Origin of the sequence: Streptomyces caeni, assembly GCF_042678285.1 — a bacterium.
Taxonomy (GTDB): domain Bacteria; phylum Actinomycetota; class Actinomycetes; order Streptomycetales; family Streptomycetaceae; genus Streptomyces; species Streptomyces caeni.
Genome location: NZ_JBHUDX010000067.1, coordinates 1 through 13,488, shown reverse-complemented (window position 1 = coordinate 13,488; position 13,488 = coordinate 1). Strand labels below are relative to the sequence as shown.

At 73.5% G+C, this 13,488-nt stretch carries 10 protein-coding genes; 4 read left to right on the top strand and 6 right to left on the bottom strand.

Features of this window, described 5'->3' with window-relative positions; translation table 11 throughout:
- Positions 1–8: 8 nt before the first annotated feature.
- Entirely contained in the window at positions 9–1,322 is a 1,314-nt protein-coding gene (locus tag ACFSL4_RS23310) for an RNA polymerase sigma factor (RefSeq protein ID WP_381086225.1), read from the bottom strand.
- A 272-nt stretch (positions 1,323–1,594) separates the two neighbouring features.
- Here ACFSL4_RS23310 and ACFSL4_RS23305 point away from each other — a divergent pair, with 272 nt between their 5' ends.
- Positions 1,595–1,801: a hypothetical protein gene (locus ACFSL4_RS23305; protein ID WP_381086222.1), complete on the top strand. Its 207-nt coding sequence runs from the start codon at positions 1,595–1,597 to the stop codon at positions 1,799–1,801.
- An 18-nt stretch (positions 1,802–1,819) separates the two neighbouring features.
- Here the strand turns inward: ACFSL4_RS23305 and dnaG are convergent, their stop codons facing one another.
- The 4 genes from dnaG to ACFSL4_RS23285 all read right to left on the bottom strand — a co-directional run bounded on the left by dnaG (position 1,820) and on the right by ACFSL4_RS23285 (position 7,555).
- The gene (gene dnaG / locus ACFSL4_RS23300) at positions 1,820–3,727 is read right to left on the bottom strand and encodes a DNA primase (protein ID WP_381086219.1); all 1,908 of its coding nucleotides are present in this window, start codon (positions 3,725–3,727) and stop codon (positions 1,820–1,822) included.
- A gap of 82 nt (positions 3,728–3,809) precedes the next feature.
- Entirely contained in the window at positions 3,810–5,075 is a 1,266-nt protein-coding gene (locus tag ACFSL4_RS23295) for an NAD(P)/FAD-dependent oxidoreductase (protein WP_381086217.1), read from the bottom strand.
- Between the two features lie 115 nt (positions 5,076–5,190).
- Positions 5,191–6,567 (bottom strand): deoxyguanosinetriphosphate triphosphohydrolase, encoded by a 1,377-nt coding sequence (locus ACFSL4_RS23290; protein ID WP_381086214.1) that lies wholly within the window; start codon positions 6,565–6,567, stop codon positions 5,191–5,193.
- Positions 6,568–6,652: 85 nt separating this feature from the next.
- The gene (locus tag ACFSL4_RS23285; protein WP_381086211.1) at positions 6,653–7,555 is read right to left on the bottom strand and encodes a sirohydrochlorin chelatase; all 903 of its coding nucleotides are present in this window, start codon (positions 7,553–7,555) and stop codon (positions 6,653–6,655) included.
- A 228-nt stretch (positions 7,556–7,783) separates the two neighbouring features.
- Between ACFSL4_RS23285 and ACFSL4_RS23280 the strand changes: the two genes are divergently transcribed.
- The 3 genes from ACFSL4_RS23280 (at position 7,784) to ACFSL4_RS23270 (ending at position 12,418) form a co-directional block, all read left to right on the top strand.
- Positions 7,784–8,479, top strand: a complete 696-nt coding sequence (locus ACFSL4_RS23280; RefSeq protein WP_381086208.1) for a SanA/YdcF family protein — start codon at positions 7,784–7,786, stop codon at positions 8,477–8,479.
- Positions 8,480–8,481: 2 nt separating this feature from the next.
- Entirely contained in the window at positions 8,482–9,951 is a 1,470-nt protein-coding gene (locus ACFSL4_RS23275) for a membrane-associated oxidoreductase (protein WP_381086205.1), read from the top strand.
- Positions 9,952–10,063: 112 nt separating this feature from the next.
- A complete protein-coding gene (locus ACFSL4_RS23270; protein ID WP_381086202.1) occupies positions 10,064–12,418 on the top strand; it encodes a molybdopterin oxidoreductase family protein in 2,355 nt (784 codons plus the stop codon).
- 33 nt (positions 12,419–12,451) lie between these two features.
- Here the strand turns inward: ACFSL4_RS23270 and ACFSL4_RS23265 are convergent, their stop codons facing one another.
- Positions 12,452–13,423, bottom strand: coding sequence for an intradiol ring-cleavage dioxygenase (locus tag ACFSL4_RS23265; RefSeq protein WP_381086199.1), 972 nt, complete (start codon positions 13,421–13,423; stop codon positions 12,452–12,454).
- Between the last annotated feature and the right edge of the window lie 65 nt (positions 13,424–13,488).

The window sequence follows — 13,488 nt, the reverse complement described above, 5'->3', positions numbered from 1 at the left end:
GCCCCCTGTCAGTCGAGGTATCCCCTGAGCTGGTCGGCGAACGCGTGGTCCCTCAGCTTGTTCAGGGTCTTCGACTCGATCTGCCGGATCCGTTCGCGGGTCACGCCGAAGATGCGGCCTATCTCCTCCAGGGTGCGGGGACGGCCGTCGACCAGGCCGTAGCGCAGCTGTACGACCTTCCTCTCCCGTTCCCCGAGGGTGGACAGGACCGCCTCCAGATGCTCCTTGAGCAGCAGGAAGGCGGCGGACTCGACGGGGCTCGTGGCGTCGCCGTCCTCGATGAGGTCGCCGAGGGCCACGTCCTCCTCCTCGCCGACGGGCGCGTGCAGCGAGACGGGCTCCTGGGCCAGCCTCAGCACCTCGCTGACCCGCTCGCTGGACAGGTCCAGGTAGGCGGCGACCTCTTCCGGCGTCGGTTCACAGCCGCGTTCCTGCAGCATGCGGCGCTGGACGCGGACGACGCGGTTGATGAGCTCGACGACATGGACCGGGACGCGGATGGTGCGGGCCTGGTCGGCCAGGGCACGGGACATGGCCTGGCGGATCCACCAGGTCGCGTACGTCGAGAACTTGTAGCCGCGCGCGTAGTCGAACTTCTCGACGGCCCTGATCAGGCCCAGGTTTCCCTCCTGGACGAGATCGAGCATGGTCAGGCCGCGGCCGACGTAGCGCTTGGCGACGGAGACGACGAGACGCAGGTTCGCCTCGATCAGCCGCCGTTTGGCCATCCGGCCCATGACCACCAGCCGGTCGAGGTCGAGCGCGAGCTCGGTGTCCAGATCGGGGGTGTTGCCGAGCTTCTCCTCCGCGAACAGGCCGGCCTCGACGCGGCGGGCGAGTTCGACCTCCTCGGCGGCCGTCAGCAGGGGGATGCGGCCTATCTCGCGCAGGTACTGGCGGAACAGGTCCGAGGAGGGACCGCCGGTGTCGATGCGGGCGCGCAGCGGTTCGACGGGCTCGGGCGCCTCGCCGGCCTCGACGGTCTCCATCTCGCCGGCCGGCGGCTCGACCGGTTCGGCGGCGCCCTGCGGTTCCGCGCCGGCCTCCGGGTGGTGCGCGAGCCGGCCCTGCGGTGGCATCGCCGTCAGGACGCCGGGCTCCGTATCGGGCTCGCCGCTCGCGGTCTCGGTCTCGGTCTCGGTGAGGGTCTGGGTCTGCACGGGGGCGACCTCCAGGAGTGTCGCTGCTGAGGCATGCGGCAGCGGTACGTCGGGGATGGCGCCGGCGGTCCGCCCGCCGGCCATCCCGTAGTCGTTGAGCGGAACCGCGGGGGTGTCGGACCCGCCGTCGGCGGTCCGGCCGCGCTCCGAGGACTCAGGCACCGCACCCCAGTGTGGGGTACGACACATCGCCGCCACGAGGGGCGTGCGGCCACTTTTTGGGTCCGGTCCGTGACCGGGCGGTTACTCAGCTCGTTCGACCATCGGACCGGCCACCGGGAACACGAGGAAGGACCGATCGGAAAAGACCAAGATGGGGAACATGAGCGAGAACGAGGAGCTGCGGCGGCGCATCGAGGCGCTGAGGCTCAGGTGAGCCGACGCGAAGCGCAGCACACCACACGCAGAACCCGGCCGTGGGCTCCGATCGCGATGTGGCCGCATTGCAGGTACGGCGGCGCGTCGGCATGCAGGTGATCCGGGCGCTGCGGGACACACGACTGGAGCGCGGCAAGACCCTGGCCGAGCACGGCAAGCTGCTCGGTGCCCTGGTCTCCGGCCAGGTGGCGATGACGAAGCAGCTCCAGGCGATCACGGACCACTTCCGGATCAGGCCGCCCGAAGCGCCCCCGGAGGCGTAGCCGATCGAGCGGCGGCTCTCACAGCGCCGCTGCCCCTCGTTCCCGCAACGCCTGGTCGTACTGCTGCAGCACCCACAGTTCGTTCTGCACGGCGGAGACGTGGGTCGGGTCCGCGTGGGAGCCCAGGCGGGTCAGGGTGCTCTGGATGTCGCGGACGCGGCGTTCCACCGCGCGGCGGCGGACCGTGACCAACTGGGCGCCCGCGTAGGTCTCGTCCGCCTCCTTGCGGAGCAAGATCGCCTCGACCGCCAGCTCCGTGACCATGGCGCGGACCGTGTCGTCGGGGGCCGTCTCGCGGACCCGGATCAGGTACTCCTGCGGGTCCTGGGCGCCGTACTCCACGCCGCCCGCGTCCATGATCGCCTGACGGACCGCGGCGTACGGCGCCGCGGTGAACTCGTCGACCCCGTACGCGTCGAACGCCGGGGTGACCAACTCCGGCCGCTGAAGGGCCAGTTTGAGCAGCTCCCGCTCGGTCGCATAGACCGGGTTGCGCAGGTTGAGCGCCGGGCCGGAGACAGCCGGGCGGGCGGCCGCCGGATACGGCTGCGGGGGGCGCTGCCCGGCCGGCGCCGGGCCCCTGCCGCCGCGGTCGCGGGCCCAACGGGCCAGCTGCGCCACCCGTTTGACCACGAACTGTGTGTCGAGGATGCCGAGCATGCCCGCCAGCTGGACCGCGACCTCGTGCTGGGCGCCGCTGTTCTTGATGCGGGCGACGACCGGGGCCGCCTCGTCCAGCGCGGCGGCGCGGCCCGCCGGGGTCTCCAGGTCGTAGCGGCCGACTATCTGGCGCAGCGCGAACTCGAAGAGGGGCGTGCGGGGTTCGACCAGGTCGGCGACCGCCTCGTCGCCCTTGGCCAGCCGCAGCTCGCAGGGGTCCATACCGTCCGGCGCGATCGCGATGTACGTCTCGGCCGCGAACTTCTGGTCGTCCTCGAAGGCGCGCAGGGCCGCCTTCTGGCCGGCCGCGTCCCCGTCGAAGGTGAAGATCACCCGCGCCGAGCCGTTGTCCATCAGCAGCCGCCGCAGGATCTTGATGTGCTCGCCGCCGAAGGCCGTGCCGCAGGTCGCGATGGCGGTGGTGACCCCCGCGAGGTGGCAGGCCATGACGTCGGTGTAGCCCTCGACCACCACGGCGCGGCTCGTCTTGGCGATCTCCTTCTTCGCCAGGTCGATGCCGTACAGGACCTGCGACTTCCGGTAGATCGCGGTGTCGGGGGTGTTCAGGTACTTGGGGCCGGTGTCCGCCTCGTACAGCTTGCGCGCGCCGAAGCCGACGACGTCGCCCCCGATGTCGCGGATCGGCCACATCAGCCGGCCCCGGAAACGGTCGATGGGCCCGCGGCGGCCCTCCTGGGACAGGCCGGACAACAGCAGCTCCTTGTCGGAGAAGCCCCTGCCGCGGAGGTAACGGGTGAGGTGGTCCCAGCCCTGGGGGCTGTAGCCGACGCCGAAGTGGAGCGCGGCGGCCTGGTCGAAGCCTCGCTCGGCCAGGAACGTCCGTCCCGTGCCCGCCTCGGGGCTGGTGCCGAGCTGCTCCGCGTACCACTGCGCGGCGAGTGTGTGGGCCTCCACCAGGCGGATGCGCTCGCCCCGCTGGTGGGTGGGGTTGTACCCGCCCTCCTCGTAGCGCAGCGTGATGCCGGCGCGGGCGGCGAGGCGCTCGACCGCCTCCGAGAAGGAGAGGTGGTCGACCTTCATCACGAAGGTGATGGTGTCGCCGCCCTCCTGGCAGCCGAAGCAGTGGAACAGGCCCTTGGCCGGGCTGACCTGGAAGGACGGGGACTTCTCGTCGTGGAAGGGGCACAGGCCCTTCAGATTGCCGCCGCCCGCGTTGCGCAGCTGGAGGTACTCGGACACGACGGAGTCGATCGGGACCGCGTCCCGTACCGCCTTCACGTCCTCGTCGTTGATCCGTCCTGCCACGCGTGAATTCTACGGTGGCGCACCGACACCCCCGCGCCCGAAGGGGCGCGGGGGCCGTGGCGCCGTGCGGCCGCGCCCGCGCCTAGGCGGACAGGTCCTCCAGGGGCACGCCGGGGTCCGCCAGCGCCTCCGGATCCACCTCCGCCCTCGCCCGGATCAACGACTGGATCCGTTCCGTGACGTCCCACACGTTCACGTTCATCCCGGCCAGCACCCTGCGCTCCTTCATCCAGAACGCGATGAAGTGCCGCTTGCCGACGTCGCCCCGGACCACCACCTCGTCGTACGACCCAGGCGGCGCCCACCCCGAGTACTCCATCCCCACGTCGTACTGGTCGGAGAAGAAGTACGGCACCCGGTCGAACGTCACCTCGCGGCCGAGCATCGCGCGGGCCGCCGCCGGGCCGCCGTTGAGGGCGTTCGCCCAGTGCTCCACACGCAGCCGGGTGCCGAAGAGGGGGTGGTGGAAAGAGGCGATGTCTCCGGCCGCGTAGATGTCGGGGTCGGAGGTGCGCAACCGCTCGTCGACCACGACGCCCCCGCCCTGCGCGCGGTCGGCGATCTCCAGGCCCGCCGCCTCGGCGAGCCCGGTGCGCGGGGCCGCGCCGATCGCGGCGAGCACATCGTGCGCGGGGTGCTCCTCGCCGTCGTCGGTGCGGGCGGCCAGCACCATGCCGTCCTGGCCGACGATCTCGGAGAGCCGGACGCCGAAGCGGAAGCGGACGCCGTGCTCGCGGTGCAGCTCGGCGAAGAGGTTGCCCAGCTCGGGGCCGAGGACGTCGTGCAGCGGGGTGGGCTCGGGCTCGACGACGGTGACCTCCGCGCCGTACTCGCGGGCCGCCGCCGCGACCTCGAGGCCGATCCAGCCGGCCCCGGCGATCACGAGGTGGCCGTTGTCCCGGCCCAGCGTGGTGAGGACGCCCTTGAGGCGCTCGGCGTGGGCGAGGCGGCGCAGATGGTGGACGCCGGCGAGGTCGGTGCCCGGGATGTCGAGGCGGCGCGGCTCGGCGCCGGTGGCGAGGAGCAGCTTGTCGTAGTGGACGAGTGTGCCGTCGTCCCCGAGACGGACCGTCTTCGTCTCCCGGTCGACGGCGTCGACGGTCTGGCCGAGGTGCAGCTCGATGTCGTTTCGCGCGTACCAGGCAGGCTCGTGGACGAAGACGCTGTCGCGCTCCTCCTTGCCGAGCAGATAGCCCTTGGAGAGGGGAGGTCGCTCGTAGGGGTGGTCCCGTTCGTCGCAGATCAGTATCACCCGCCCGGTGAAGCCTTCCGCTCGGAGCGTCTCGGCCGCTTTCGCACCGGCGAGCCCTCCCCCGACGATGACGAATGTCTGATCCGCGTCGACCACTTGATGCCTCCTCGTAAGGATGTCGCCACATGCGAGCGTCCCGCACGGAACGTGGTGCGGGAAGGGGGAGTGGCCCGATCAGGCCACGCCGGGTCATGTCCGGTTCACCTCGGGGTCATCCGGCTCCCGTCAGCCGTGCGTGCAGGGAGCGCGCCGAGGCGTCCGTGAGCGAGGCGATCTGGTCGACGAGGACGCGCTTGCGGGCGCGGTCGTCGGCCGCCTGCTCGAACAGTGCCCGGAACTGGGGATCGAGCCCGTCGGGCGCGCGGGCGGTGAGGGCGTCGGCCAGCTCGGCCACGACGACACGCTGGTCGGCGCGGAGGCGCTCCTGCTCGGCGCGCTGCATCACATACCGGTCGGCGACCGCTTTGAGGACCGCGCACTCCATGCGGGTGCTTCTCGGTACGACGAGTTCGGCGGCGTACCGGGTCAGCCGCCCGCTGCCGTACGCCGCCCGGGTGGCGCCCTCCGCGGCCAGGCAGAAGCGGCCGATGAGCTGGCTGGTGGCGTCCTTCAGCCGGGCCTGGGCGACGGCCGAGCCGTCGTACCCGTGCGGCCACCACTCGTGGCCGAGGAGCCGGTCGAGGGCCTCGGCGAGTTCGTCGGGGTCGGTGTCCGCGGGGACGTACCGCCCGACGGCGACGGCGAAGACCTCCCGGCGTTCGGACTCGACACGCAGTCGGCCGGGGTCGATGTGGCCGGCGTGCAGGCCGTCCTCCACGTCGTGCACCGAGTACGCCACGTCGTCGGACCAGTCCATGACCTGGGCCTCGAAGCAGGTGCGGTGGCCGGGGGCGCCCTTGCGGACCCAGTCGAAGACGGGGCGGTCGTCCTCGTAGACCCCGAATTTCGGGGACGCGGGGTCGGTGGGGTGGGCACCGCGCGGCCAGGGGTACTTGGTGGCGGCGTCGAGGACGGCGCGCGTCAGGTTCAGACCCACGCTGACGGGTTCGCCCGTCCGCCCGGACCGGACGAAACGCTTGGGTTCGATACGGGTGAGCAGGCGCAGCGACTGGGCGTTGCCCTCGAAGCCGCCGCAGTCCCGCGCGAACTCGTTCAGCGCCTGCTCGCCGTTGTGCCCGAAGGGCGGGTGGCCGAGGTCGTGGGAGAGGCACGCGGCCTCGACGAGGTCGGGGTCGCAGCCGAGCGCGGCGCCCAGTTCACGGCCGACCTGGGCACACTCCAGGGAGTGCGTGAGCCGGGTGCGGGGGCTGGCGTCCCATGCCTCGACGGGGGTCCCCCGAGTTCGAGCGGAGCCGGGAACTCCGGGGAGGGCGCCGGGGGTGACGACCTGGGTCTTGCCCGCCAGACGGCGCAGGGCGGCCGAGTGCAGCACCCGCGCCCGGTCGCGCTGGAAGGCGGTGCGGCCCGGACGTTTGTCGGGTTCGAGCGCCCAGCGCTCGACGTCCGACGCGTCGTACGCCGAGGGGCCCGCCACGCCGCTTTCGCACCGCGCGGGGGCCTCGTGTGCCTGTGGTGCGGTCCCTTCCATGACCCGACAGTAAACGCAGCGGATGACATTCGGGACGTCGGCGTCCGCTTCCGGGCGGTCCGTTTCGCGCCGTGCCGCCGCCCGCTCAGGCCGAGGCGAGGGCCCGCTCGGCGACCGGCTCCCCGGCCGTCACGGCCTGGTCGTAGCGCTGCAGCACGAGGCGGGCCACGGCCGGATGAGCACCGAGCGGGGCCGCGGCGATCCAGGGGGCGGCCGCCGTGCACTCGGCGGCGAAACGGCCGGGTGCGGTGAAGTACGACGCGAGGGCGACCCGGTGGCGGCCGCGGGCGGTGAGCGCGCGCACCGCGTCCGCCACTGTGGGCGCGGCGGCGGAGGCGTAGGCGGGGAGGACGGGGACGCCGAGGCGTTCGGCCAGCAGCCGGGCGGTGCGGCGGGTGTCGAGGGCGGAGTCGGGGTCGCGGGAGCCGGCCGCGGCGAGCACGACCGCGTCGGCGCGGTGCCGGACGTCGCCCGGCCGGATCCGCCAGCCGGCCTCGACGAGGCGGTCGTGCAGGGTCTCCACGAGCAGCGGGTGCGGGCCGAGCGGGGCGGCCACGATCGTGTCCGCCCGCGCCGCCGCCGCGGCTTCGGGGATGTCGCGCTTGACGTGGTGGCCGCGGCCGAGGAGCAGCGGCACGAGGACGGCGCGGTCCTCGCCCAGGGACGCCAGGGTGCCGGGCAGCAGGGGATCGTTCAGCTCGATGTGGCCGAGGTGCAGGGGCAGGTGCGGGCGCAGGTCACGGACGCGTTCCATGAGGGCGTGCACGGTGGCCAGGGCGCGCGGGTCGCGGCTGCCGTGGGCGACGAGGACCAGTGCGGGCGGGGCCGGGCGCCGGGCGCCGTTGCGGGAGACGAGGCTGAGCTGCCTGCCGAGCTGGCTGGTGATCCGGTTCATGAGTTGCGCCGTAGTGTCGAGGTGGGCGCCGCCGGGGTACTGGCGGCCGGGGCCGGGGTGGGACTCGTCGCGAGGAGGGTTCGACGCCGTCATGGACCGATCCTGACGGCGCGAGATTGCCGGGCCGTTGCGCGGCCGTGACGTGTGTTTTCCGGGGTTTCACGGGGAGGTGGCGGGAGGTGTGAGGGGGGCGCGGGGGCCGTTTCGCGCGCCCGCCGCTTCCGTGCGAACCGGATCACCGCCCGCTGCGTCCCCCCTGACGACACCGGCGGCACCACCGCCGCGGCCACCGAAGCCACCGACCTGGGAGGGCGTGTCCCGATGGGCCTGCCGCGCCTGAGGATCCGCCGACCGAGACTGCCGCGCACGCGTGCCGGGCGGCGCAGGGCCGTGCAGGGGCTGATGCTGCTGTGCGTGCTGGCGCTGCTGCCGGCCACGTGGTTGTTCCTGACCACCGGCGACCGGCTGCGCACGACGGCGGACGTGCCGCGCACGCAGGTCGCCGTGGTCTTCGGCGCCGGCCTGTGGGACGGCGAGCCCTCGCCGTACCTCGCCCACCGGCTGGACGCGGCGGCACGGCTGTACCGGGCGGGCCGCATCGAGGTCGTCCTGGTCACCGGCGACAACAGCCGCAGGGACTACGACGAGCCGGACGCGATGCGCGCCTACCTGAGGAGGCACGGCGTGCCGGACGGACGGATCGTGAGCGACTACGCGGGCTTCGACACCTGGGACTCCTGCGTCCGCGCGAAGAAGATCTTCGGCGTGGACCGGGCCGTCCTGATCAGCCAGGGCTTCCACATCCGCCGCGCGGTCGCCCTGTGCCAGGCCGCGGGCGTGACCTCGTACGGTGTGGGGGTCGACGACAAGCACGACGTCACCTGGTACTACGGCGGCACCCGGGAGGTGTTCGCCGCGGGCAAGGCGGCCCTGGACGCCCTGTTCCACCCGGACCCGACCTTCCTCGGTCCGAAGGAGCAGGGCGTCACGAAGGCGCTCGCGGCGGCGCGGGGCTGAGGGTGGAGATCACGGATCCGACGCCCGCCGAGCGACGCGTCCTGGCGGCGTTCCCGCTCGGCGAGGGCGTCGACTTCCTCGACGGCGCCGACGACGACCCGTCGGCGGGCGCCGCCTGGGGCCCCGAGCGGACCGTGCGCGCCGAGGTGCTGCGGACCCTGCTGCTGGACGGGCCGGTGCGGGAGGGGCGGATCGCCGGGCTGAAGGTGACCGGGGCCCGCATCACGGGACAGCTGGACCTCAGGTACGGGACGGTCGCGCATCCCGTCCGGCTGCGGTCCTGCCACTTCGAGCAGGCACCGGAACTGTACGGGGCGCAGGTCCGCACCCTGGTCCTCAACGGCTCGGTGCTGCCCGGGCTGATGGCGGGGGCGCTGCGCACCGAAGGTTCCATAGGGATCGTCGGTTGCCGTGTCGCCGGTTCGGTGGGGCTTCAGGGCGCGAAGATCTCCGGCGCGTTCTTCGCCGACGGAGCGCGGCTCGGCGTTCCCGGCGGGACCACCGGGGAGCCCGTTCTCAAGCTCAACCACGCGGAGGTGGCCACCGACGTGTGGGCCGCCGGGCTCGTCGCCCACGGCAAGGTCCTGATGAACGGGGCCACGGTCGGCGGGCAGGTCAACCTGAACGACGCGGAGCTGTACGCCCACGGCGCCACCGCCCTGCACGCCGAGACCCTGGTGGTGGGCACCGACCTGCACGCCATGCGGTTGCGCGCGCATGGCCGGGTCAACCTCAGCGGCGCCCGCGTTCCCCGCCAGCTCGAGTTCGCCCACGCCCGTCTGTCCAACCCGGGCGGCCAGGCCCTGCGTGTCAGCAGCTGCGTCATCGGCGAGCTGTGGCTGCGCGACGCCGCGCCCGTCGAGGGCGTCGTCAACATGCGCCGCGCCCAGATGGACCTGCTGCACGTGCCGCCCGAGGTGTGGCCCGAGCGCGTCAGCCTCGACGGGCTCGGCTACCGCGCCCTGACCCCGCATCTGCCCGCCGAGCAGCGGCTGCCGCTGCTGGAGCGGGAGACGGAGGGCTACCTGCCGTACGCCTACGAGCAGTTGGCCGCGGCCTACCGCACCGCGGGCGACGACGCGGCGGCGCGCACCGTCCAGCTGGCCAAGCTGCGCCGGCACCGCCGCACCCTGCCGTGGTACGCCCGGCTGTGGGGCCATGTGCAGGACGCGGCGGTCGGCTACGGCTTCCGCCCGATGCGGGCCGCCGGTTGGCTGCTGGCGCTGCTGTGCACCGGCACCCTCGCCTTCACCCTGCACCATCCTCCGGCGCTCAAGCCCGGCGAGGCGCCCGACTTCAACCCGCCCTTCTACACGCTCGACCTGCTGCTGCCGATCATCGACTTCGGCCAGGAGGGGGCGTTCGCGCCACGCGGCTGGTACCAGTGGCTGTCGTATCTGCTGATCGCCACCGGCTGGGTGCTGGCAACGACGATCGCGGCGGGTATCACACGCTCGCTGAACCGGCAGTAGACGGGCACCCGGCGGCCTCACGGTGGCCGCCGGCCGGCGGGGAGGTCACCGTCCCGGCCGTGTAACAGGGACCGGTCACGGCACGTAACACGGACGAATCACGCTGATCTGCATGAAGACCGCCTCGACGCCCGCCCACTGCCCGTACTGCGCCCTGCAGTGCGGGATGAACCTGTCGCCCTCGCCGGAGGGGGGCGTCGAGGTGACCGAACGCGCGGACTTCCCGGTCAACCGGGGGGCGCTGTGCGGCAAGGGCCGCACAGCGCCGGAGCTGCTGTCGTCACGGGTGCGGCTGACCTCGCCGTTGGTGCGCTCGGACGGCGTGCTCAGGCCGGCGGGCTGGGACGAGGCCCTGGACCGCGTCGCCGAGGGGCTCTCCCGCACGCGCGCCGGGTACGGTCCCGACGCCGTGGGGGTGTTCGGCGGGGGCGGCCTCACCAACGAGAAGGCGTACGCGCTGGGGAAGTTCGCCCGCGTGGTCCTGGGCACCTCGCAGATCGACTACAACGGGCGGTTCTGCATGTCGTCCGCGGCCGCCGCCGGGGTGAAGGCGTTCGGGCTCGACCGGGGGCTGCCGTTCCCGCTGGAGGACGTTCCGCGCACCGGGTGCGTGATCCTCGTCGGCTCCAACCTCGCCGAGACGATGCCGCCGGCGCTGCGGTACCTGACGGAACTCAGGGAGAACGGCGGCACGCTGATCGTCGTGGACCCGCGCCGCACCCGGACCGCCGAGCAGGCGGATCTGCATCTGGCGCCCCGGCCGGGCACGGACCTGGCGCTGGCGCTCGGCCTGCTACACCTGGTGGTCGCCGAGGGACGCGCCGACGAGACGTACATCCGGGAGCGCACCAGCGGCTGGGAGGAGGCACGCGCGGCGGCAATGGCGTACTGGCCCGAGTACGTGGAGCGGATCACAGGGGTGTCCGTTCCGCAACTGCGGGAGACGGTACGGCTGTTCTGCGAGCCGGAGACCGCGATGGTGCTGACCGCCCGCGGGCCCGAGCAGCAGTCCAAGGGCACGGACACGGTGGGCGCGTGGATCAACCTGTGCCTGGCCACCGGGCGTGCGGGCCGCCCGCTGTCCGGCTACGGCTGCCTCACCGGCCAGGGCAACGGACAGGGCGGCCGCGAGCACGGCCAGAAGGCCGACCAGCTGCCCGGCTACCGCAGGCTGACCGACCCCGCGGCACGGCGGCACGTGGCCCAGGTGTGGGAGGTCGACCCGGACACGCTGCCGGGGCCGGGCAGGAGCGCGTACGAACTCCTCGACGCGCTGGGCGGGGACATCCGCTCGCTGCTGCTGATGGGCTCGAACCCGGTGGTGTCGGCCCCGCGCGCCGCCCATGTCGAGCAGCGGCTGCGCGCGCTGGACTTCCTGGCGGTGTGCGACGTGGTCCTCTCCGAGACGGCGGCGCTGGCCGACGTCGTCCTTCCGGTCACGCAGTGGGCGGAGGAGACCGGCACGACGACCAGCCTGGAGGGCCGGGTCCTGCTGCGCCGCCGGGCGATCACCCCTCCGCCAGGAGTCCGCGGCGACCTGGAGGTCCTGCACGGACTGGCCGCGCGCCTGGGCGTGGAGAAGGGTTTCCCCACGGACCCGGGAGAGGTCTTCGACGAGCTCCGCCGCGCCAGCGCCGGGGGCCCGGCGGACTACTCGGGCATCACCTACCGGCGGCTGGCGGAGGAGAACGGGGTGTTCTGGCCGTGCCCGGAGGCGGCGGACGGCGACGCCACAGCCCCCTCCTGGCCCGCGCACCGCGAACCGCTGCACGGGGACGGGGACGGGACCGTGGCGGACGGGGCCCGGGACGGGGTGTCGGGCGGGTCCGCGCCCGCAGGCGGCACCGCTGCCGACATGCCCGTGGGCACCGCGGTCCCCGACGGCGAAGGCGTGGCCTTCGGCCTCTTGCCCGACGACCCGTCGGGCGACGCCGGACAGACCGCCGCCAGACCGCCCGCCGCCCGGCCGGTCCATCCGGGGACCCCTCGCCTCTTCCTGGACAGGTTCGCCACCGAGGACGGGCGGGCGCGGTTCGCCGCCGTGTCGTACCGGAACGCCGCCGAGGAGCCCGACGACGCGTACCCGGTGCTGCTGACCACCGGGCGGGTCGTCGCCCAGTACCAGTCCGGTGCCCAGACGCGCCGGGTCGAGGAGCTCAACGCCGCCGCTCCGGGGCCGTACGTCGAGATGCACCCGCGGCTGGCCGAGCGGCTCGGCGCCGCGGACGGGGACGCGGTCGCCGTGGTGTCGCGGCGCGGCCGGGCCGTCGCGCCCGCGCGGATCAGCCGCGGCATCCGGCCGGACACCGTCTTCATGCCGTTCCACTGGCCGGGTGAGGGCCGCGCCAACACCGTCACCAACCCGGCCCTCGATCCCACCTCCCGCATGCCTGAGTTCAAGGTGTGCGCGGTGCGGCTGGAGCGCGTCGGGCAGGAGACGGCGCCCGGGCGGAAACGGCGGCCGTGAGCACGGGCGCGGGTTCCTCCCTCCGCCGGGGGCCTACGGGACGGCGGTCCGCGAGGCGCTCGCCGCGCTGTCCGGCGGCTGTGCGTACGGCGTCGTGGCGCCGGGCGGAGGGCCCGGCGACGGCGACTCGGGCAGCCTCTTCGACGGCGCCGCGCCGGACGGCGGCGGCGGGGCCTCGCCGCCCGTTCCGGTGCCCGCCCCGATGCTCTCCCGGGTCGGGTCGATCCCGACCGTCAGCGTGGCGACGAGCCCTCGGGCGATATCGCCGGTGACGTCCATGAGCCCGTCCCGCGCGCCGCCCCCGTGGTACTCCCCGTCCTCGGCGAGAAGGGTGCGCTTCCCGGTGTGCCCGGTGTACGGGTCGGTCGCGTACACGGCGTCGGCGTACCGGTCGGCGACGTAGAGCCGGCCGGTCCAGTTGAGCCGGCCGCCCTCGTAGGTGCGGCCGCTCCTGCCGCCGCCGGTGCGCACCTTCACGTGGATGCCTGGGGCGTGGGAGCCGTGCCAGCCGGGGAAGACCGTCGTGAACTCGGCGACGCCGTCGGCGCCGGTCGTCTGGTAGCCGCGCAGAAAGGTGCGGGGGTCGGCGCCGCCGGTGTCGCTGTCCGCAAAGGGCGCCTTGCCCCCGGGGGGCAGGGAGGTGTAGCCGGAGTAGTACCCCCAGGCGTCGCAGTGCCAGATCTCGACGGCCGCGTCCGCGAGAAGGGCACAGGCGTGGGGCTGGTCGCGCACGGTCAGACGCACCGTGAGCGGCACCCCCCTCTTGCCCTCGGTGATGTCTTTGCGGAAAAGCGCGCCTTCCAGGTAGTACGGCCCCTCCGAGACGCTCGGGTTGAGCACGCACAGCTCGGCGCCGCGGGCCGCGTCCGGGGCCTCGCCGGCGTCCGGTCCGTGGGTGCCGCGGCCCGGGAAGGAGCAGGAGCCGACGCCGAGTCCCAGAACGGCTCCCGCCGCGGCGCCCCCCAGGGCGAGCACGCGCCGCCGGGTGATGTCGCTGTCCGTCATGGGCGGGACCCTAGACGAGTCATTCCGATGTGATCAGTGGTCGTAGGCGATCAGGGATCGTATGA